The organism is Limisphaera ngatamarikiensis (assembly GCF_011044775.1).
GTDB lineage: Bacteria > Verrucomicrobiota > Verrucomicrobiia > Limisphaerales > Limisphaeraceae > Limisphaera > Limisphaera ngatamarikiensis.
The window spans coordinates 23,096-43,768 of the sequence record NZ_JAAKYA010000042.1 but is presented as its reverse complement, the minus strand read 5'-3'; the positions used below and the strand labels follow the sequence as shown (position 1 = coordinate 43,768).

The following is a 20,673-nucleotide window of genomic DNA, read 5'->3' as shown; positions in this document are numbered from 1 at the left end:
ACGCCGCTGCGGCCTCCACGGTGACCCGTTTTCAATCCGGGCTGCGGGCGGGGCCGATGTACTTCGTTGCGACGACCACGTTGTCGAATTCCACGACATTGGTGATCTGACGGGCCCAGCGGTCGGTGATGTAGGCCTCCAGCGTGAGTGCGTTGGCCTGCAGGATGTCCGTCCGGCGCCAGGAAATGCCGGTCCAATGCCCCTGCAGTTGGCCGTCGATCCAGAACGCCTGTTCGCCATCCGCAACGCCCGGTGTGTTCTGTCGAAGCATGAACTCCACACAGATCCAGCGGTTGGCGGGGATCAACGGGGCGGTGGGAACCTCAAACGTGTTACCCCAGAAGCGGCCGTCGGGGGAGGGGCGCATCCGGTACCAGTAACTGTAGAACTGCCATCGGCCCGGGGCCGGCCACCGACCCCAGTTGCCCCACGGTTCCAGGGCCGTGGAGAACCGTTCGTCGCCGGCAGGCTTTTGGCCGGCACCGCCAAACCCGGACCAACGATCAGCACCGCGGAGGCCACGGTTGCCCCGCAGGGTCACAAAGTGGTGGATGTAGTCGCAGGGAGGGACAAAGCGTGTGTAGAATCGGACGAAGACCGTTGGAGCGGGTTGGAACCACCGGGTGAGACCGCCCCCGGTGTCGCGATCCAGGTGCGCTTCGACCCGCAGGCACCGTTGACCCAGAAAGGCCGGCCCGCCGGGCCGGCTCCAACGCAGCACCGCCCCGGCCGGATTGCGAACCTCATCCCACCGGTTTTCCAAAGGCCCCGTTTCGAAGTCGTCGGTAAACCGGACGTCCGGGTGTTCGCCGAGACCACGATCTGCTACATGGGCAGCGGCAAGGCCCGGCCCCTGGGGCAGCGCACTTTGGACCACCTTCCGGGGATTGTCCTCCTCCGGCTGTGCCGGCAGTGATGCGGTTGCGGCCAGCGCCACGAGCATGCCCAATCCGATCCTGCAAGGCCCCAACACCAACCCCTTGACCGACCGAGAGTTGCACAACGTTCCCGCTTTTCGCTGTGCCGCGACGTGGTCCCGGCGTTTTCGCGACGGGGCAGGTTCAGGCAGCCGCCACCGCGGGTCGAGGAACAGCTTCACGGAGGGCAGCGTGCCCACGGCAGCCTCCACGTTGCAAGCCCCGGCGTAGCTGCGCAGGGGGCTTGATCCGGTTCGGAGCCAATGGACCTCGGCGCCGGGCGCCCGGTGCGAGGCAGCTCTTTCCTCCAATTCCGGTCAGTAGGGGAGGGGGAATCGCGAGGTGAGCTCCCGCACCCGCTGTCGGACCTTGGCGATGGCTTCGTGATTGTTCAGGTCCATCAGCACCTCGCTGATCATGTCGGCAATGGCGGCCATCTCCGGCTCTTTCATCCCCCGCGTGGTGACCGCCGGTGTACCGATGCGGATGCCGCTGGCCAGGAAAGGGGACCGGGTTTCGAAGGGGATGGTGTTCTTGTTGACGGTGATGCCGGCTTCGTCCAGTGCGGCCTGGCAATCCTTGCCCGTCAAACCCCGTGCACCCACGTCCACCAGCATTAGGTGATTGTCGGTGCCGCCGCTGACCAGCCGGAACCCGTTTCGCTTGAGTCCCTCCGCCAGGGCCCTGGCGTTCTTGAGGATCTGTTCCTGATAGGCGCGGAAGGACGGCTGCATGGCTTCCTCGAAGCAAACCGCCTTGGCCGCGATGACATGCTCCAGCGGGCCGCCCTGGATGCCGGGGAACACCATGGCGTCGATTTCCTTGGCGTATTTTTCACGGCACAGGATCAATCCGCCCCGCGGCCCGCGCAGGGTCTTGTGCGTGGTGGTGGTGACAAAATCCGCATACGGCACCGGGCTGGGATGCAGTCCGGCCGCCACAAGGCCGGCGATGTGCGCGATGTCGGCCAGCAGATAGGCTCCGACCTCCTGGGCGATCTGGGCCATCCGGGCAAAGTCAATGATCCGCGGGTACGCACTGGCCCCGACGGTGATCATGCGCGGCCGATGCTCCCTGGCGAGTCGCAACAACTCATCGTAGTCAATCAGCTCGTCCTCGCGCCGGACGCCATAGTGGATGACCTCGAAAAACTTGCCGGAGAAATTGGCCCGGTGCCCGTGCGTGAGATGGCCCCCGTGGCTCAGGTCCATGGTGAGGATCTTGTCGCCCGGCTTCAGGAATGCGAAGTACACGGCCATGTTGGTGGCCGAGCCGCAATGGGGCTGCACGTTGGCGTGTTCGGCGCCGAAGAGTTTCTTCGCGCGGTCAATCGCCAGTTGTTCGATCTGGTCCACGAACTCGCAACCGCCGTACCAGCGCCGGCGGGGATAACCCTCGGCATACTTGTTCGTCAGCACGGATCCCTGGGCTTCCAGGACGGCCGGGCTGGCGAAATTCTCACTTGCGATCAATTCGAGGTTCTCCTGCTGGCGCAAACGCTCCTGTTCAATCAGGGCGGCCACGGCCGGGTCCACGTGCCGAAGGCCGGTTCGACCGGCGCAACAACTCTCCAGCTTGTGCACCCGGCGTTCGTGTCGGCCCCCTTCGAACTGGGCCTGGAGGAACGCGTCAATCATGGCCAGCGCCTGCTCCGGAGTGGTGCGCCGTCCGGAGAAGCAGAGCACGTTGGCGTCGTTGTGACGCCGAGCCAGGGCGGCTTCTTCCACGTCATGCACCAGGGCGGCCCGTACACCCGGCACCTTGTTGGCGGCGATGCTCATGCCGATGCCGGTGCTGCAGCAGAGGATCCCCCAGCGAGCCCGCCGGTCGGCCACAGCCCTCGCCACCGCGTGGGCGTAATCCGGGTAATCCGTGGAATCAGGGCTGTGGGTGCCAAGGTCCAGAACCTCCGTGCCGCGTTGCTGCAGGGCCTGCACCAGTGCCTGTTTCAGGGCAAACCCGGCATGATCGGCGCCCACGGCCACCGGCCCCGCCTCCCAGGCGGTTCGCTGCGCCTCCATCAGATCGCGTTCCAGGACGGGCAAAAGGGTCTGGATGGCGTCGCGGATCTGGTCCCGGCACCGGACGTACACCTCATAGGAACCGCCGATGGGGTCGCTGATGTCCTTGTCGAAACCCTCCACCGAATCGTCAAACTCACGCAGCAAAAAGGTCTTTTCGGCGGCTTCGGGAAACAGCAGGAGAATCCCCTCCACATGGCCGTGCGTCATGCCGAAGATGTAGTCCGCCTGGGCCACCAGATCGGCCGTGAGCGAGCGGCTTCGGTGGCCGGAAATATCGATGCCGAGCTCCTTCATGGCCTGGACGGCATGGGCACTGGGGGGTTGACCTTCGAGGGCGCCCAAGCCTGCGGAGAGGACCCGATAGTCGCCGCGGCCCTGAACCGCATGGCGGAAAAGCCCCTCGGCCATCGGACTGCGGCACACATTGCCCGTGCAAACAAAGAGAATCGTCTTCATTCAACCTTCGCAAACGGAGGGTTTAGTTTGGCGCCCCTGGACGGTTCGTCAACGGCGAACTATGCAGTCGGGACCGTGCATTCGCAACCGGCCCTGGCGGAGCGATGAGACGGCGACTTCCGGAGCCCGGTCCGGGGACCCGGGCGCCCGGGTGAATCGGGACTGGCGGCCAACCCGACCGGCGCGGGAGCAGGTGGTTTTCTTCCATTCCCGGCGGGCCCGGCGGGCCGTTTTCCCGCCCGCCCTGGCGGACAAAATTGGGTTGCACTGGCGCAAAAAAAGTGTTGGCCTGAACCGATCACACGGGCAGTCTCCTGATCAACTGTGTTGTCTATGCAAAGGTTGAATCGTATGCGGGCACTAACAACGGCGATGATGCTTTTTGGGGGCAGCTTCGTTTCGGTCATGGCCAGCGAGGCGGAATTGAGGCTGCCGAGTTTGCGTGAGGTTCATTTTCCCGCCCTGGGCGGGGTCAGTGGCTACGCCCTGATGCTCCTGGGCATCGCGGTGTGCGCCATCGGGGCGCTGTTTGGGCTGGTGCAGTACCTGCAGACGAAGGCGTTGCCGGTGCACGAGGCGATGCGGAATGTCTCCAACCTCATTTGGGAGACCTGCAAAAGTTACCTGATCCAGCAGGGGAAATTCCTGGCCCTGCTTTGGGCGCTGATCGGGATCTGCATCATTTATTACTTCGGATCGCTGCGGCACATGCCGGCCGGTAGCGTGTTGGTGATCCTGCTTTCCTCGGTCCTGGGGATCCTGGGCAGTTACGGGGTGGCCTGGTTTGGCATGCGGATCAACACCCAGGCCAACAGCCGTTCTGCGTTTGCCGCCCTGAAGGGTTTGCCCTGGCCGCCTCTGGCGATCCCCATGCGCTCCGGCATGAGTGTGGGCCTGCTCCTGATCAGTGTGGAGCTGTTCTTCATGATCTGCATCCTGGTCTTCCTGCCGCCGGAGCTGACCGGTCCGTGCTTCATCGGGTTTGCCATCGGCGAGTCGCTGGGTGCATCGGCCCTCCGTATCTGCGGCGGCATCTTTACAAAGATTGCCGACATCGGGTCCGACCTCATGAAGATCGTCTTCAAGCTGCCGGAGGACGACCCGAAGAACCCGGGCGTCATTGCCGACTGCACCGGGGACAATGCGGGCGACTCGGTGGGGCCCACGGCGGACGGGTTTGAGACCTATGGCGTGACGGGGGTTGCCCTGATTGCGTTCCTTGCGCTCACCTTGGGGTCCGAAGGCCTGACCGGGGCCATTTGTGCCAAGCTGATCACGTGGCTCTTCGTGATGCGCATCATGATGATCGTGACCTCGCTGGTGGCCTACGGGCTCAACCAGGCCATCTTCGGGGCCAAATACGGCACGGCCCGGGATTTCCACCCCGAAAAGCCGCTGACCTGGTTGGTGTGGTTGACCTCGGCCATTTCGATCGTTCTCACCTTTGTGGTCAGCAAACTGATGCTGGGTGACTTCCAGGATGTGCATGGTCAGCCCCAGCCGGATCTGTGGTGGGTGTTGTCGGTGATCATCTCCTGCGGTACTGCGGCGGGCGCGCTGATACCGGAGTTCACCAAGATTTTCACCAGCACCAACGCCAAGCACACCCAGGAGATCGTGACCGCCTCACGGCAGGGCGGCGCCTCGCTGAACATCCTGTCGGGTTTTGTGGCGGGCAATTTCTCGGCCTTCTGGCAGGGCTTGTTGATGCTGACCCTCATGCTGGTGGCAGCCCTGATGGCGGGCCATCAGGCGCTTCAATCCATCATGCCCGAGGGCATCGGGTTCGCCGCGCCGATCTTCGCCTTTGGCCTGGTGGCGTTCGGCTTCCTCGGCATGGGCCCGGTGACCATTGCCGTGGACAGCTTTGGTCCCGTGTCCGACAACGCCCAGTCGGTGTACGAACTGAGCCAGATCGAGTCGGTGCCCAACGTCGAACAGGACATCCAGAGCAAGTTCGGGTTCAAACCTGATTTCAAGGCCGCCAAACACAATCTGGAGAAGAACGACGGGGCGGGGAACACCTTCAAGGCCACGGCCAAACCCGTGCTGATTGGCACGGCCGTCGTGGGGGCCACCACGATGATCTTCGGGATCATCCTGTTGTTGGACAAGGAATTCGGCGACGTGATCAGCAAGTTGTCGCTGGTCCAGCCCGAGATCGTGCTGGGCTTCCTGATGGGCGGAGCGGTGATCTATTGGTTCACCGGGGCATCGACGCAGGCGGTGGTCACCGGTGCGTATCGCGCCGTGGTGTACATCAAGGAGAACCTTGACCTCAGCGCCAAGGCGGCCTCGATGGAGGACAGCAAAGAGGTGGTCCGGATCTGCACCGTGTACGCCCAGCGGGGCATGATCAACATCTTCATTGCCATCTTCTGCATGTCCCTGGCGCTGGCCTTCTTCAACGCCTACTTCTTCATCGGTTATCTGATCTCGATTGCCTTCTTTGGTTTGTTCCAGGCCGTGTTCATGGCCAACGCCGGTGGTGCCTGGGATAATGCCAAGAAGATCGTGGAGGTGGACCTGCGCCAGAAGGGCACCGAGCTTCACGCCGCCACCGTGGTGGGCGACACCGTGGGTGATCCGTTCAAGGACACCAGTTCGGTGTCCATGAACCCCATCATCAAGTTCACCACGCTTTTCGGATTGCTGGCCGTTGAAATCGCCGTGGCCATGCAGAAGGCCGGGAAGGTCGGGCTGAAGACCGGGATTGCGGTGGTCCTGCTGATCATCGCCCTGGCCTTCGTGTACCGTTCCTTCTACGCCATGCGGATTCCCGAGGAGAAGTAAGCGCACTCTGGCTCAGACAGCGGCCGGGTGGTTGGCGAGCCACCCGGCCGTCGCTTTTGGGGGAGCTGCTTTTTTCACCTCAATCAACCAAAAACCACGAACGCGAACTGCGCCTCCCAGCACCTCCGGCCCGGATATTCCGTCTGCCCATATGCCCGGCCCGGACCGTCACGCCCCGATCCACAGCAGCGGCGCAGCGTCCCGGCTGGCGCCGGTCAGGGTACCTGGTTGGAGCGCCCGGCTGTCGGGGTCAACCGGCAATTCGCCAGCTCAATGACCTGGCCCTTCAGCCCTTTGAGTCTTCCCTGAACAGTCACGTCCTGGCCAACCCGCAGGAGCGGACGCCGGGCACCGGACCGGTCTGCAGCCATCAATGCCGTGCCCGCCTCTGCGACATAGACACCCTGAAGTTCATCCGGGAGCTCGACCACGCACCGAATCCGCATGGCAGGCTGACCCGTTTCCAGCAGGACATGGAAGTTCCGTGTCAGGAGGGGCTTCTCGAAACCTGCGATGCGCCCGCGGACCTGCAACCGAAGATTCGAAGGCACCAAACGGGCCCCGGCAGCGTCGCCATGGAAGTAGAGGGCGAGGGTTTCCGCCGGCACCAACTGGCCCTCCCGCAAAGCGGGGAGGGGAATGTTCGAAGGCTGTCCTGCGGTGTTGGGACGCATCTCGGCCGACCCCGCTGCGGTCGGGTGCGTGGGCGGCGTTGCATGGGTGTCGTCGGCCGATCGGGTCTCGGCGTGGGCGGTCGCGGATCGAAGTCGCTCCAGTTCGGCTTCCTTTCGCAGAAGCTCCTCGTAACGCCAGCGGGGCAGGGTGACCGTGTCCTGCTCGCCGGCTGCGTCCGTTGGGTGGACCTGACCGACGACGAGCAGTGCGGCCGTCCACGCCAGGGAGAGATTCCGGTTTCGCATGGCCCTGCCATAGCCCCGGGCACGCTTGATGTCAAACCGGCCGTTCGGGGTAATGGGACGATGGCAGGGCCGGAAGGCATTCCGGCCATGGTGAACCAGCGGTCTCGCTCCCGCCGGGGCGAATCAGGCGAAAAGATCCTGCAGGGGATTCAGGTGGACTTCACCCTTGGGGTTCAAAACCTGCCTCAGGTACTGAACCGCATCTTGCGGGGTCCGGACCGAGCGGGGCAGGGTGGCCGCAGCCGCGTTGGGGTGCCCGCCGCCTTGCAGTCGGGCGGCGATGGCCGAGGCTTCACCGTGACGACTTCGCAGGCTGACGGCCATGGCGCCATTACCGCGGCGGACAAGGGTCATCAAGACCGAGTACCGCACGCCGGGATCATCCAGCAACGCGTGCATAATGAGGTTGGGATTGCCCACCACGGTTTCGACGAGGCCCACGCCGGGGGCGATCTCCACGATGTTTTCGCGGCTCCAAGCAAGACCGATGGGGTTTTCGACCTGTCGTTTGACCCGCATCACCTCCAGCAACGGGTGGTCCAGCAATCGTTCGATCTGCTCGTCCACCAGAGTCATGAGATTCCAAAACCCGTAAATCTTGACCAGGTTGGCATAGTCGCTGGCCAGCTCGAAGTCGGGGTCGCTGTCCAGAAAGAGGTCGGCCACGTTGCTCAGGTGCACCAGCCGGTCGAGTTGGGGCGAACCGAGGCCGGCCTGCCGGCACAGCTCGTAACAAAGCAAGGCGGCGGACTTGTGCGGATCATGAATCAGGTGGGCGTGCTTGGGCGGGGTCTCGTACGGGTGATGATCGATGATGACCCAGTGCGGACGGTCCATCCGACTTTCCCAGCTCAGGTCCGTGACCCAGGCGACTGTCTCATGCATGGGGCGTTGCCGCAAGCCGTGATAACTCCACGCCTCTAGGCGGGGGCGTTCTCCGAACTCGGCCTCGGCCAACCGACGGAGCAAAACCCCCGCCAACAGACCGTCCAAATCACTTTCATGCGTCAGAATGACGTCCGGCTTGGGCAACGGCACCATGGAGGCAACCTTAGGTGAACCCATCGAGGTTGGCCAGCCGCGTTTCATTCGGGCTGGAGGTTTTGGGCCTGCGAAACCCCGCAGAGCAGCCGAGGTCGGCCTGCCGGCGTCAGATCAGGAACCGCCTCCGCTGTCGAGCCGGACGCTCAGTCGGTAATAACGCGCACGGGAGACGCCCAGGGGCACGGTCCACGTTCGCACCGAGGAGTCCAGGTCCACTGCGCCGGAAACCCGCGCGTACGGTCCATCGGGCGACTCGGCCTCCCACAGGGTGTACAGGCGGCCGGGTTGGGGGTCCCACTCCAGTCGCAAGGTGGCCGACTCCAATTCCGGCCGGATTTCCAACCGCAGCTGACTGGCAGGGTCGGACGGGTCTAATCCGGCGATGTACGACTGCCACAGCGGCAATCCGTTGGCGCCCGTGCTCTCGACAGCCGTCTCAAAATCATTCGTATAGCCGAGGGCCGCCAGCCACCAAAGAGGTGTGGGATGATTGGTGGTGGTGAGCTCAACAAACCGTGCCACCAGCGTCATGTCCTGCGTCACGACCAGGGTGATCGGATTGGTGGTGGCCCGGACGTCTCCACCCCATTCCGCAAAGGCAAACCAGTTCCGCGGCACGGCCTGAAACGTCACGAAAGCGCCTTCTGTGAAGGTCCCGCCCCCGGGTTGAACCTCACCCCAGTCCGGCGGTTCCGACGTGACCTGGACGAGGAACTGGCGGGGTGCACGTACTTCGAGGCTGACCGGGCGTGGAATCGGACTTTGGCTGGCTGAAAGATTTTGGAAGCTCAGCGTGGCGGTGTAGATCCCCGGTGCCAGGCCCGCGGCCTCCGGGGTGAGGGTCGCCTGCACAAGGCGACTTTCGCCGGGAGCCAGGTCTGCCTCGTGGGGCAGCGCCTGTAACCAGGCTGCGTCCGATTCCACGGCAAACCGAAGGCTCGCATTTCCGGAGTTCGTTACCACATACACCGCTTCGGCCGGGGTGAAGGGTCCGCCCTGCGGTCCACCGGCCGCCCAGCCTTCTTCCGGAAAAACCGCCAGGGTAGGGGATTCCGGCGCTGCAACCCGGACCTCAAAAGTGCCCAAAACCGTCTCCGGCGTGGCGTGGCCCCAGACATCCTCAACAGCGCCTGCGACCAGGGTCACGGTGTAAATCCCGTTGTGCTCGGGTTCCCATGCCCCGTTGGGAGCCGGAATCGAGTAGGTGGCGGTGATCCGGGCCGCGTCCATGGGCGCGTCCGCACCGACAAAGGCCGCCCATTCCGCATAGCCATTGGGGCCGGTGATCCAGAGGTCGGCCGAGTCCAGGCTTGCCAGGCGCACGGCGGTTTCGTCTTCAAACTCCACGGTGCAAGAGTGCGTGATTGTACCCGCCAGGGTGATGTCGGAAACCCGGAGAACCGGCCGCGGTGGGGCTTGATCCCATACACCCTGGCCCAGCACCTGTACGTCGTCCAGGTGCCAGCCCAGGTCGGACTGGGATGGGTTGGAACCCAGGCCCCAGCGAACCTGCACGGCCCGAGCGCCCACGACCGGGGCCGGCAGCTCGTATTGCACCTGTCGCCATGCGTTGTCGGTGACAGCTCCGTTTGCAGACCAGACCCTTATCCAGTCCGTTCCATTGGTGGAGACCTCGATCACGGCGGAATCGCCGCGCCGCAGGCGCAGCCACCGCTGAAAACGCAGGCTCAAGCTGGTCGCTCCCACGGTGGAGAAGGGCGGGGTGGTGGCGTAACGCATGGGCAGGTTGTTCTCGTAATTCCCGGACAGGTTGTACCCGATGATCCGCGATCCGGTGGCGCCGCCGGTGGGCCCGCCGCTGGAATACGCGGGAACGCCGTATTGCCAGAGCGGATCCAAAGTCCAACCCGGATCTTCGTCCATTCTGGCCTCGTAATAAACAATGGGGACTGCCACGGTAAACCGCCCCAGAAGCCCGGCGGACACCCAGCCCCCCTCGATATCGCCGACCGCGCCGCCCACCATCCACACCTCGTACGTTCCATTGTCCGCCACAGACCATGCGAGCCCGTTCGGAGGGGGCAGACTGTAAACGGCCGTGACCGAGGCCGCGTTCGTGACGGGATTGACGCTTTCCAGCCGCACCGGCTGCGCGTATCCGTTGGGCCCGGTCACCCACAAATCCCCATCGCCCACGGTGCTCACCTGGATGGCGGCATTGTCCGAGTAGACCACGGTCAGGAGTTGCCGAGCCTGACCGGGCTCGGTGATGTCGGCCACGGTCAGCTCGGCCACCGGCGGCACCACAACGCCCGAGGGATCCGTGACCCAACCTTCGATAAAGTACTGGCCGAGGCTGCCGTAGGCGGAGTAACCGGACGGAACCGGTGCGAACGGGTCACCGGCACCGCTGTTGCGGACGACCAAGAAGTACATACCGGCCTGTAACTGGGTGGAGATCGTAGCGGAAGTGGTATCGGGCGGGTTGTTCGTGAGCAAAAGATTGCCGGCTGAGTCGTAAAGTTCCACGGCCAGGTCAAGATTCCCGCCCCGCGTGCCGGACGGCATGACCCAGGGCCAGACGGTCAGGCGAACCGGCCCGGTCCCGGTCACTAAGGAGAACCAGTCCGCGTCGTCGTTTTTTTCGATTACGCCCTTGTTGGCGCGGTTGGTGTTGGCGGGATCGGTTAGAGGGGTTGTGGAAACGATGTTGGTGCCTCCGGTCAGTACCAGGGCCGTGGCCGTTGCGGGCGTTTGGCCGTGGTCGTCGGGCCGGTAGGTCAGCTTGGAGGCAATCACCGCGAGATCATCCTGGGTATTGTTGGCCAGATAGTATTCGCCCTTGCTCCACTGCGTAACGTTGCGGTTATAGCCGGCCCCCATGATCGGCGCCCAGGAAATGTCGCCGGATCCGTGTCCGGCGTAGTATTCCACGCCGTCGGTCCGGCCATCGTGGCTGAGACCCAGGTTGTGCCCGGCCTCATGCGACGATGCCTCTGCGATGTACGATTCCACGAATCCCAGGTTGTTGGCATACACCCAGCAGGGCCGGTACCGGGCGTAGAAAAGGGTGCCGAACACGTTCACGTAACTGACACCGCCGGCGTCGCTGGACGGGTTGGGGTCTCCGTTGGCGTCGGTGTTTCGAGTGATCAGCACCATTGCCGTGCGATTGTTGAACACGGCCGGACGCTCCGTGGTCACGTCCACGTCAAACGGTGCATAGTCCTCGGCCACTCGTTGCCAGACCGCCCGGATCACCGCCTGCTCACTGTCGCTAAAGGTGGTAAAGTCCGCGTCCATGCTGAAGGGCAGGGCCGGGATGACCGCTCGGCCCAGGTCGGTATTCCACTGCGTGTTGGTCACCGTCTCCCCGGCAAAATTCAGGAAAATTACGTTGGGCGCGCCCGGCCGGCTGTGGAACTTGAGGGAATCTGGAAACGGGCTTACCGGAAGGGGGGCCTGCGCTGTCCCCGGGCTCGGCTCAGCCGGAGCTGCGGACGCCGGCATCGGCGTCACAACAAAGCGGCACCGATAAAACACCCCGCCGTCGGCATCAACTTCAAGCGAGTCGCAATCCGCGCCGGTGAACTGAAAGCTTTGCAACCATGCCACAGCCCTCTGCCGCGCCTCCGGAGCCAGGCGTGCCAACGAAGCTCGCAACCGGCTTTCGGGAAGCTCCTCCCAGCTGCGCCATTGACCGGGCACAAACTGTTGGGCTGCCGGTAGCGGGACCGCGGCATTGGCCGGGGAAAAACCTCCACAGCCCATGGCAAGGAGAAGCATCCAAAGGCCCCATCGCAACTGGCTCTGGTTAAAAGACCTGTGCTGCCGACTCATGGTCATCTCCGTAGATTTTCCAGCGGGTGGCTGCGTCCAACGCCCACGCATTACGTTTACATCACCTTCAATCCATATACCATCGGCACGGCACGGCCCTTCTTGAGGGCTTTTACACCCGATCCTGAACCGCGGTTCCAGGGACTTGCCGGCTGCCGAAATCCTGCCAGGTCAGCTCCCTCCAAGGCGTAATGGTACCCGGCGCCCTTTGCCGTTTCACCGGGATCTGCGGATCCATCCACGTAAAGGCGCGATGGGGCAAGGTCGGTTCCCTCATGATCGGCCCCGGACAGGCCTAACCCTGGTCCAAGAGGACATCTGCAGAGGAGACCCGCCGGGCTTGGTCCGACTCCCTGGGGTTGGAATGCGTGGTCAATGGCCAAGGGTGCCCATCACTCAAGCCGCGCCCCTACGAGGCCCGCGGCCATGGCATGCTGGCTGAGCGGTTGAGACCCCAGCGCCTGCCCACGATCTGCCCGGTTTGCAGGAATACAGAGCCAGGGAACCCAACCCTGCCGCCGGCCGCAAACCGCATCCACGCCCACGGCTCGGGCAGGCCTCGCCGCGATTCGGAATGGGCACCGACCGACCCGCTCAGGCCACGGGGCCGTACACAGACTCGATCACCTGCCGGAACTGGTTCTGTTCCGGCTTCACGATGGCCATTTCCCGGGCTGCATTTTGTGGAGAATCGCTCGCGTGGGCGGCGTTGACCATGACATTGGACCCAAACTCCCTCCGTATGGAGCCCGGCGGGGCCTTGGCCGGATCGGTGGGCCCCAGCACGTCGCGGATTTTGGCCACGGCATTCACGCCCTCGTAGACCAGGGCGATGCACTTCTCCGTACCCGGCTCATGCCACCGTTCTTTGGGCCATTCCGACGGAGCCCGCCCGGACATGAATCGAACAATGTTTTCGAACTGATTCTCTCCGTACAAAGGGCCGAGCAATTCACCCAACCCGGCCTCCACTTCTACGGGGAGGCCAAACCCCAGCTCCCGCTCCAGTGCCGCACGGGCCCGACCACCAACCACACCCTTCAGCTTGGTCCGCAGCACCTCCCGAACCGGCCCGTAGAACTCCACTGCCTCGGCAACGCTCATGCGGTGGACCTTGATCGCCACGATGTAAAGGCCCGTGCGCGAAAAGAAGTCTATGACATTGCCGGGCCGACCCGTGGGGAACCGGAAATTGTCCGGTTTCAACAACACCAACGTGCGCTCGGGCACCTCCCCGGGAGCGTACTCGATAACGTTCTCCAGCAAGCCGCCGTCCGTGTCGGAGTACCGGGCCCAAAGCTTCAGGTGGTTCTCCGCCTGGACCGGATTGACCGGAATCAGCACCGCCGGCTCGAAATACCGCACCTGGCCGGCATCGTCGCAAACCAGGTCACCATAGGTATCCCGGATGGTTTGGCCGGCGTACCGGTTCCGAGAAAAGAAACCCACCACGTCCCGCAGCTTCTGCACCGCATTTTCGCCCTGGAACACCAGCATCATGACCCGTTTCCGGCGGCCGGTCCTGGGGTCCGGGCCCATCCGTTGGCGGACATAGTCCTGGAACAGTTGCTGGATCAGCGGCTCCTGCGGATCATCCGCCGAGGGTAACGACGCTGCGTACCGTTCCAGCAAGTCGGCGGATGGGGCAAACATCCGGGCCGCCACAAAGTCCAAGCCCGTCCGGGCAATCAGTCGACTCAAGATGCCTCCGGTTCGGGACTTCAAAAGCGAATAAGGGGTGATCAGCGCGTACGTCAGTTCCTGACTCATGGGGTTTCAGTGGAAGTTTCCGTTGATGCAGCCGGATCCACGGCCGAAGGGCTGGAAGGCGCGGACGCAACCAGCCGCCCACCCAACATCTTGAACATCACCGTGCCGCAGGTCGGGCACTTACCCTTGATGGCCTTGCGCCCGTTCTTGAGCGTCTCCTCCACGGCCTCGGCGATCTCCTTCTTGGTCTTGCACTTGACGCAGTAACCCTCTGCCATGGGATTTGGTCCGTTGCTGCACGGCACCCCCGCGGTGCCGTCCAAGCCGGACCAAGCTACCGACGCCACACCGGCACCGTCAACTGCAAACCGGCCATGGAAAGCGCCGCCAGACACATAACCATCAGAACGACAACAGGTTGCGTCGGGTCCCACCCAAAGCACCGGCACCGCCCGAACATGAAGGGGAGGCTTTTAGCCTCATTCCGTAGCCCGGCCAGCCGGGCCTCTGGACCATCGCGGCCGAACCTTGCTGAAAGACGCCCCGGTTCCGCTTTTCCAGCATTGCCGCCCGACGAGCGCGGGACAGGGGCCCTTGGGCGAGGTGGCCCCGCCAGTGTACGAGTTGGGGTTGGACAGGGGCCTGGATGCGAGACCGGCCAGAATGTTTGACAGAAACAACGGCGGATGCTTAGTCTCTGTAGCCCTCAAAAACAAACGGGCAGTTAAGGGACGTCACGCCTGTGGCTGAGAAAGACGATTATTTGATTGATTTGCTGGTGGATCTCGGATTCGTCACCAGCGACCAGGTCGAACAGGCCCGCAAGGAGGCGCAGGCCGCCGGGGTGGGGGTGGTTGATTACATGGTGGCCAACGGCATGCTGCGGCCGGCGGACGTCACCCAGGCCAAGGCTGCCCATTTCGGCGCCGAAGTGGTCAATTTGGCCGGCATGCAGATTGACGACGCGGTCATCGCCGCAGTCCCGCGTCACATCGCCAAAAAGTACCGGGTCGTCCCTGTTTACCTCCACGACAACACCCTGACCGTGGCAATGTCGGATCCCTCCGACCTTGCCACCATCGACTCCCTGACCCACCTCCTCAACAAGGAAATCGTGGTGATGGTGGCGTCCGAGCCGGAGATCGAGGCTGCCCTGGCCAAATATTACGGCGGCCAGCGCAGCGTCGTGGACGACGAAAAGTTCAAGGGCGTCATCGAAGAGCTCACCCGGGAACACGTCGAGGTAACCGGAAGCTTTGGACAGGATCAGGAAGCCGAGGTTGACGCCGATGCCCCCATCATCCGGCTGGTCAATTCGATCATCACCGACGCGGTCAAGATGCGGGCGTCGGACATTCATCTGGAACCCTTGGAAAAGCGGTTCCGCGTCCGGTATCGCATCGACGGCATCCTCCACGAGGTCAAGGGTCCCCCCAAACGACTTCAGGCCGCCATCATCAGCCGCCTGAAGATCATGTCCAACATGTCCATCTCGGAACACCGGATTCCCCAGGACGGCCGGATCCAGACCAAGGTGGGCAACAAGGTCCTCGACCTGCGTGTTTCCTGCATTCCGACCACGCATGGCGAAAGCATCGTCATGCGTATCCTGGACAAGGAAGGTCTCAAACTGGGACTGCCCGAGCTGGGATTCTTCACCGACGATCAGCAAACCTTCGAGCGGCTGATTACCCTGCCCGACGGCATCCTTCTGGTGACCGGGCCGACGGGCTCGGGCAAAACGACCACCCTCTACGCAGTCCTTCACTTCATCAACCGTCCAGACCGCAAGATCATCACCGTCGAAGACCCCGTGGAGTACATCCTGGCCGGTATCAACCAGGTCCAAGTCAACGAGGCGGTGGGCCTCACCTTCGCCACAGCCCTCCGTTCCATCCTGCGTCAGGCCCCGAACATCATCATGGTGGGTGAGATCCGCGACCTGGAAACGGCGACCATCGCCATCAACGCCTCCCTGACGGGGCACCTGGTGTTCTCCACGCTCCACACCAACGATGCCCCCAGCGCGGTCACCCGTCTGATTGACATCGGAGTCAAGCCCTTCCTGGTGGCCTCCTCCACCCGCGCGATCATGGCGCAACGGCTCGTCCGGCGGGTCTGCAAAAAATGCGCCGAACCGCGCCAGCCCACCGAAGCCGAAATCCGACAGCTCAACCTCGATCCCGAACAGCTCGCCACCGCCAAGTTCATGGCCGGTCGGGGATGCGCCGAATGCGCCAACACCGGTTACCGGGGGCGCATGGGAATTTTTGAGATTTTCGTCGTGGACGACGAGGCGCGAAAACTGATTTACGAGAAGGTCCCGGCCTCGGTCCTCCGCAACCGGGCACGCGAAATGGGGATGCGCACCCTGCGCGAGGACGGTATCCGCAAGGTCCTGGCCGGTCTGACCACACCGGAGGAGGTCATCCGGGCCACCGTGGGGGATGAGGCCTGAACCACAGTCGCACAAGGCCCGGCGGACTGGAGGTTCGAACGCCTGCAGTGGCCCGGTCCGCGCCCCGGTCCCGACCGCAGGGAGGAACTAGACAGCCATGTCGTACTCGATGTCAGACCTGTTGCAGTTGGTCGTGTCGGAAGGCGCGTCCGACCTGCACATCCGCGTTGGCACACCACCGGTCATCCGGGTGCACGGCATCCTGCACCGTGTGGAGGGGCCACCTTGCAAACCCGAGGACACCGAGGAATTGATGCGCAGCATCACCTCGGAGGAACACATCCAGCACGTCCGGGAACGCGGCGGCGCGGACTTCGGGTTCGCCTTCGGCGACCTGGCCCGCTTCCGCGTCAGCGTCTTCAAGGAGAAGGGCAACTTCGGTCTGGTGCTCCGGCAGATCCCGAACAAGCTCCTGACCATGGAGGAAATCGGGATCCCGCCCTCGGTCAAAGAACTGCTCTACAAACCCCGGGGCCTGATCCTGGTCACGGGACCGACCGGCTCGGGCAAGAGCACCACGCTGGCCTCCATGATCAACGTCATCAACGAGGAGCGCGAAGAGGTCCACATCATTACCATCGAAGACCCCATCGAGTACTACCACACCCACAAGAAGGCCATCGTCACCCAGCGCGAAATCGGCGTGGACGTCCCCAACTTCGCCGAGGCCCTGCGCCGGGCCCTCCGTCAGGACCCCGACGTCATCCTCGTCGGCGAGATGCGCGACCTCGAAACCATCGATGCGGCCATCACCGCCGCGGAAACCGGGCACCTGGTCTTCGGAACGCTCCATACCACCGGTGCCGCCAAGACCATTGACCGCCTTGTCAACGCGTTCCCCACCAACCAGCAGGAACAGATCCGAATCCAGCTGTCCACCGTGCTCCAAGCGGTCATTTCCCAGTTGCTCATTCCGCGGATCGACAAGCCCGGCCGTGTGGCCGTGTTCGAAATCATGATCAACACCCCCTCCATCGCAGCCCTGATCCGCGACAACAAAACCTTCCGCATCCAATCCGACATCCAGACCGGGGCCAAATACGGTATGGTGACCCTGGATAGCTTCTTGCTCGAAAAGTACCAGCAGGGCATCATTGCAAGAGAAGAGGTCATCACCAAGGCCATGGACCCCGTCACCGTGCAACAAAAACTCCAGGAACTCGACCTGGCCCGGGCCGTGGGCGAAAAAGGCCGCGGCAAGGGGCCCAAAGCCTGATCCCTCCCAACCATGGCGGAAGAATTCCACAGCCCACTCCTGGCCCTGCTCAAGGAACGCAACCTCATCGACGACCTCCAGTACGAAGAGGTCGTCAGCGAATGCAAGCGCACCGGCAACCCGGTGCTCCAGGTCCTGCAGGACTACGGCGTCATGGACCTGGACACAATCCTGCAGGTCATTGCCGACCATCTGGGGACCGAAGTGGTCTCGCTGAGCGGACGGCAGATCCCTGCAGACGTGCTGGAGCTGATGCCGGCCGAGACGGCCCGGCTTTACCAGTGCATCCCCATCGAGGACGACGGTACCACCCTCAAGGTTGCCTTTGCCGATCCCCTGAACCCCGCCCAGATCGACGAGGTCAGTTTCATCGTCAAGCGCGAGATCCAGCCCGTGGTGGCCGACCCGGCCGAGATCCAGAAGCTCATCGAACGGTGCTACGGGGAAGAGGCGTCCAACGTGGCCGAGGTTCTCAAGGAACTCGGCGCCGATGCCGAGCTGGCCCGCGAAGCAGCCGAGGCGTCCGAGGACATTTCCGTGGCCGAGGACCTGGCCAACCAGGCCCCGATTGTCAAATTCGTCAACCTCGTCCTCCAACAGGCCATCCAGGACCGGGCCAGCGACATCCACTTCGAACCGTTTGAGGACGAGTTCAAGATTCGCTACCGCGTGGACGGGGCCCTGTACGAAATGACCCCGCCGCCCAAACACCTGGCGCTGCCGGTGATCTCCCGCATCAAGGTCATGGCCAACCTCAACATCTCGGAGCGCCGCCTGCCCCAGGACGGTCGCATCACCCACCGCATCGGCGGCCGGGTGGTGGACCTCCGCGTGTCCACGCTGCCCACCCAGTTCGGCGAATCGGTGGTGCTGCGTGTACTCGACCGATCCACGGTCAACCTCGAACTGGAAAACCTCGGTTTCCCGAAGTTCATCTACGACTACATGACCGAGGTGATCCAGCGGCCCAACGGCATCATCATCGTCACCGGCCCCACCGGTTGCGGCAAGACCACCACCCTTTACGCCTGCCTGCGACGCATCAACACCATCGACTCCAAACTCCTCACGGCCGAGGACCCCGTGGAGTACGACATCGAGGGCATCATGCAGGTGCCCATCAACGAATCCGTGGGCATGACCTTCGGCCGTGCCCTGCGCGCCTTCCTGCGTCAGGACCCGGATGTCATCATGATCGGTGAGATGCGCGACCTGGAAACCGCCCAGATCGCCATCCAGGCCTCCCTCACCGGTCACCTGGTCCTCAGTACCCTGCACACGAACGATGCCCCCGGCGCGGTCACCCGGCTCATCGACATGGGGGCGGAACCCTTCCTGATTTCCTCCACCCTGGTGGCCGTCCTGGCCCAGCGTCTGGTGCGCAAGATCTGCCGCGACTGCCGCACCCCGTTTGAACCCACGGAAAGCCAGCTGGCCCTGCTCAACCTGTCCCCGCACGACCTGGGTGAAAAAGTCTTTTACTACGGGCGCGGCTGCGCCAATTGCCACGACACCGGTTACAAGGGCCGGAAAGGGATCTTCGAGCTGCTCGTCATTACCGAACCGATCCGCACACTGATCAACGAGCGCGCCCCCACGGTCGTGCTCCGGCAAAAGGCCATCGAACTGGGCATGACCACCTTGCGCGAAGACGGATTGCGGAACATCTTTGAGGGAGAAACAACCATCGAGGAGGTTGTGAAGTACACCTGAACCACCGCAAACCTGCGCCAACCACAGGAGCCGCCATGCCCAAATACAGCTATGTTGCCATGGACGCCCGGGGCAAGGAGGTCAAGGGCGTCATCGAGGTCGCCTCCCAAAATGAGGCCATCGGCCGCATCCGCGAGATGAACCTCTTCCCGACCAAGATCGTGGAGGTCGATGGCGCCAAGGAAACCAAAAAGGCGGCCCAACCCGCACGAGGGGCCCGGCCCACCGCCAGGGGCAAGAAACGCAGCGCACTCGACATCGAAATCAAAATCCCCGGCTTGGGCGGGCGGGTGAAACCCAAGGTCCTCATGACCTTTACCCGTCAGTTGGCCACGCTGGTGGATGCCGGCCTGCCCTTGCTGCGCGGATTGCGCGTGTTGGAAAAACAGGAACGCAACGCCACCCTCCGCCGCATCATCGGTGAGCTGGCCCTTTCCGTCGAGGGAGGAAGCACGTTCTCGGAGGCACTGGCCCAGCACCCGAAGGTCTTCAACCGCCTGTACGTCAACATGGTGCGCGCCGGCGAGATGGGCGGTGTATTGGAAGTGGTGCTCAACCGCCTCGCCCAGTTCCAGGAGAAGGCCCAAAAAATCAAGGGCAAGGTCGTGGCCGCCATGTTCTACCCGATCGCCGTGTTGATCGTGGCCTCCGCCATCATCACGATCCTCACGGTCTACGTCATTCCCAAGTTCGAGGAAGTGTTCCAGGGCCTGTTGGAAGGCGAGGCATTACCGGCGTTCACCCGCCTGGTGCTGAATGTGAGCCGAACCATCCGGGAGAACCTGCTGACCACATTCCTGTGTATCGTGGGCCTCTTCATTCTCCTGAAACTGGCCACGAAAACCAAGCTGGGCCGCTACGCATGGGACAAGTTCAAACTCAAAATGCCCGCCATCGGCCCGCTCATTTCCAAACTCGCCATCGCCCGCTTCACCCGGACCCTTGGAACTCTGGTCAGCAGCGGCGTGCCCATTCTCCAGGCACTCAACATTGTCAAGGAAACAGCCGGCAACGTCGTGATCGCCAACGCCATCGGAGCGGTCCACGACAGTGTCAAAGAGGGCGAAACCATCACCGCACCCCTGGAAGCCTCCGGGATCTTTCCGCCCATGGTCATCAGCATGGTTGACGTGGGCGAGCAAACCGGCGCCCTGCCGGAAATGCTCCTCAAAATCGCCGACAACTATGACGACGAGGTGGACAACGCCGTGGCAGCGATGACCTCGCTGCTCGAACCCATCATGATCGTCGGCCTGGCCTTGATCGTGGGGAGTATCGTGATCGCCATGTTCCTGCCGCTCATCAAACTCATGGAAGGCGTGGGCGACGTGGGCCGCAAGGGCGACGGCGGAGACTAATCCGGCTTGTCCACCACGGTTGCGAGCCCGCAGGAAACGCCCGGGTCGGTTGCGCCCCGCCGCCTGCCATTGCCCGTGGTGAAGAGCACGGCGGCCGGGGTGCCCGGTTTCTCCTTCCTTGGGCACGGTTCGCGGCCGACAAGAACGGGTGGGTTGTGTCGCCGGGCTTTGGTTCTCACCTTTGTCGCGCCGGGTTTCGAACGGTCTGATGGACGTGGCTGAGGCAAGAACCCCGAAACCTCGGCAGGACCTGCCCTGCTCTC

Annotated in this window: 12 protein-coding genes; 5 read left to right on the top strand and 7 right to left on the bottom strand. The window is 63.2% G+C overall.

The window, feature by feature from the left end; genetic code table 11:
- Positions 1-31: 31 nt before the first annotated feature.
- Positions 32-943: a hypothetical protein gene (locus G4L39_RS06035; RefSeq protein WP_165106701.1), complete on the bottom strand. Its 912-nt coding sequence runs from the start codon at positions 941-943 to the stop codon at positions 32-34.
- A gap of 291 nt (positions 944-1,234) precedes the next feature.
- A complete protein-coding gene (gene rpiB / locus G4L39_RS15540; RefSeq protein ID WP_165106699.1) occupies positions 1,235-3,397 on the bottom strand; it encodes a ribose 5-phosphate isomerase B in 2,163 nt (720 codons plus the stop codon).
- Positions 3,398-3,748: 351 nt separating this feature from the next.
- On the opposite strand from rpiB, the gene G4L39_RS06025 reads away from it, so the two are divergent.
- Positions 3,749-6,190: a sodium-translocating pyrophosphatase gene (locus G4L39_RS06025; RefSeq protein ID WP_240893835.1), complete on the top strand. Its 2,442-nt coding sequence runs from the start codon at positions 3,749-3,751 to the stop codon at positions 6,188-6,190.
- 215 nt (positions 6,191-6,405) lie between these two features.
- Here G4L39_RS06025 and G4L39_RS06020 read toward each other — a convergent pair whose 3' ends face one another.
- The 5 genes from G4L39_RS06020 to G4L39_RS15895 form a co-directional block, all read right to left on the bottom strand.
- Complete coding sequence (locus G4L39_RS06020; RefSeq protein ID WP_165106698.1) at positions 6,406-7,110, bottom strand: hypothetical protein; 705 nt, start codon at positions 7,108-7,110, stop codon at positions 6,406-6,408.
- 123 nt (positions 7,111-7,233) lie between these two features.
- A complete protein-coding gene (locus tag G4L39_RS06015) occupies positions 7,234-8,151 on the bottom strand; it encodes a DHHA1 domain-containing protein (protein WP_165106696.1) in 918 nt (305 codons plus the stop codon).
- Positions 8,152-8,265: 114 nt separating this feature from the next.
- Positions 8,266-11,955 carry a T9SS type A sorting domain-containing protein gene (locus G4L39_RS06010; RefSeq protein WP_165106695.1) on the bottom strand — a complete coding sequence of 1,230 codons (3,690 nt, stop codon included), beginning with the start codon at positions 11,953-11,955 and terminating at the stop codon, positions 8,266-8,268.
- A gap of 594 nt (positions 11,956-12,549) precedes the next feature.
- Entirely contained in the window at positions 12,550-13,725 is a 1,176-nt protein-coding gene (locus G4L39_RS06005; protein ID WP_165106693.1) for a nucleoside-diphosphate kinase, read from the bottom strand.
- Positions 13,722-13,943 (bottom strand): DUF5679 domain-containing protein, encoded by a 222-nt coding sequence (locus tag G4L39_RS15895; protein ID WP_165106670.1) that lies wholly within the window; start codon positions 13,941-13,943, stop codon positions 13,722-13,724. Before G4L39_RS15895 ends, G4L39_RS06005 begins: the two co-directional genes overlap by 4 nt.
- Before the next feature lie 464 nt (positions 13,944-14,407).
- Here G4L39_RS15895 and G4L39_RS05995 point away from each other — a divergent pair, with 464 nt between their 5' ends.
- From G4L39_RS05995 to G4L39_RS05980, 4 genes are all read left to right on the top strand, one after another.
- A complete protein-coding gene (locus tag G4L39_RS05995) occupies positions 14,408-16,123 on the top strand; it encodes an ATPase, T2SS/T4P/T4SS family (RefSeq protein WP_165106692.1) in 1,716 nt (571 codons plus the stop codon).
- 97 nt (positions 16,124-16,220) lie between these two features.
- A complete protein-coding gene (locus G4L39_RS05990) occupies positions 16,221-17,339 on the top strand; it encodes a type IV pilus twitching motility protein PilT (protein WP_165106691.1) in 1,119 nt (372 codons plus the stop codon).
- A gap of 12 nt (positions 17,340-17,351) precedes the next feature.
- On the top strand, positions 17,352-19,052 hold the full coding sequence (gspE, locus tag G4L39_RS05985) for a type II secretion system ATPase GspE (protein WP_165106689.1): 1,701 nt from the start codon (positions 17,352-17,354) through the stop codon (positions 19,050-19,052).
- A 35-nt stretch (positions 19,053-19,087) separates the two neighbouring features.
- Entirely contained in the window at positions 19,088-20,410 is a 1,323-nt protein-coding gene (locus G4L39_RS05980) for a type II secretion system F family protein (RefSeq protein ID WP_165106688.1), read from the top strand.
- Positions 20,411-20,673: the final 263 nt, after the last annotated feature.

Bases quoted from the DNA above. Each gene is read 5' to 3' on its own strand.
- G4L39_RS06020 (WP_165106698.1), bottom strand. From the start codon at position 7,110: ATGCGAAACCGGAATCTCTCCCTGGCGTGGACGGCCGCACTGCTCGTC.
- G4L39_RS15895 (WP_165106670.1), bottom strand. From the start codon at position 13,943: ATGGCAGAGGGTTACTGCGTCAAGTGCAAGACCAAGAAGGAGATCGCC.
- G4L39_RS05990 (WP_165106691.1), top strand. From the start codon at position 16,221: ATGTCGTACTCGATGTCAGACCTGTTGCAGTTGGTCGTGTCGGAAGGC.
- rpiB (WP_165106699.1), bottom strand. From the start codon at position 3,397: ATGAAGACGATTCTCTTTGTTTGCACGGGCAATGTGTGCCGCAGTCCG.
- G4L39_RS05980 (WP_165106688.1), top strand. From the start codon at position 19,088: ATGCCCAAATACAGCTATGTTGCCATGGACGCCCGGGGCAAGGAGGTC.
- G4L39_RS06025 (WP_240893835.1), top strand. From the start codon at position 3,749: ATGCGGGCACTAACAACGGCGATGATGCTTTTTGGGGGCAGCTTCGTT.
- G4L39_RS06005 (WP_165106693.1), bottom strand. From the start codon at position 13,725: ATGAGTCAGGAACTGACGTACGCGCTGATCACCCCTTATTCGCTTTTG.
- G4L39_RS06015 (WP_165106696.1), bottom strand. From the start codon at position 8,151: ATGGTGCCGTTGCCCAAGCCGGACGTCATTCTGACGCATGAAAGTGAT.
- G4L39_RS06035 (WP_165106701.1), bottom strand. From the start codon at position 943: ATGCTCGTGGCGCTGGCCGCAACCGCATCACTGCCGGCACAGCCGGAG.
- G4L39_RS06010 (WP_165106695.1), bottom strand. From the start codon at position 11,955: ATGAGTCGGCAGCACAGGTCTTTTAACCAGAGCCAGTTGCGATGGGGC.
- gspE (WP_165106689.1), top strand. From the start codon at position 17,352: ATGGCGGAAGAATTCCACAGCCCACTCCTGGCCCTGCTCAAGGAACGC.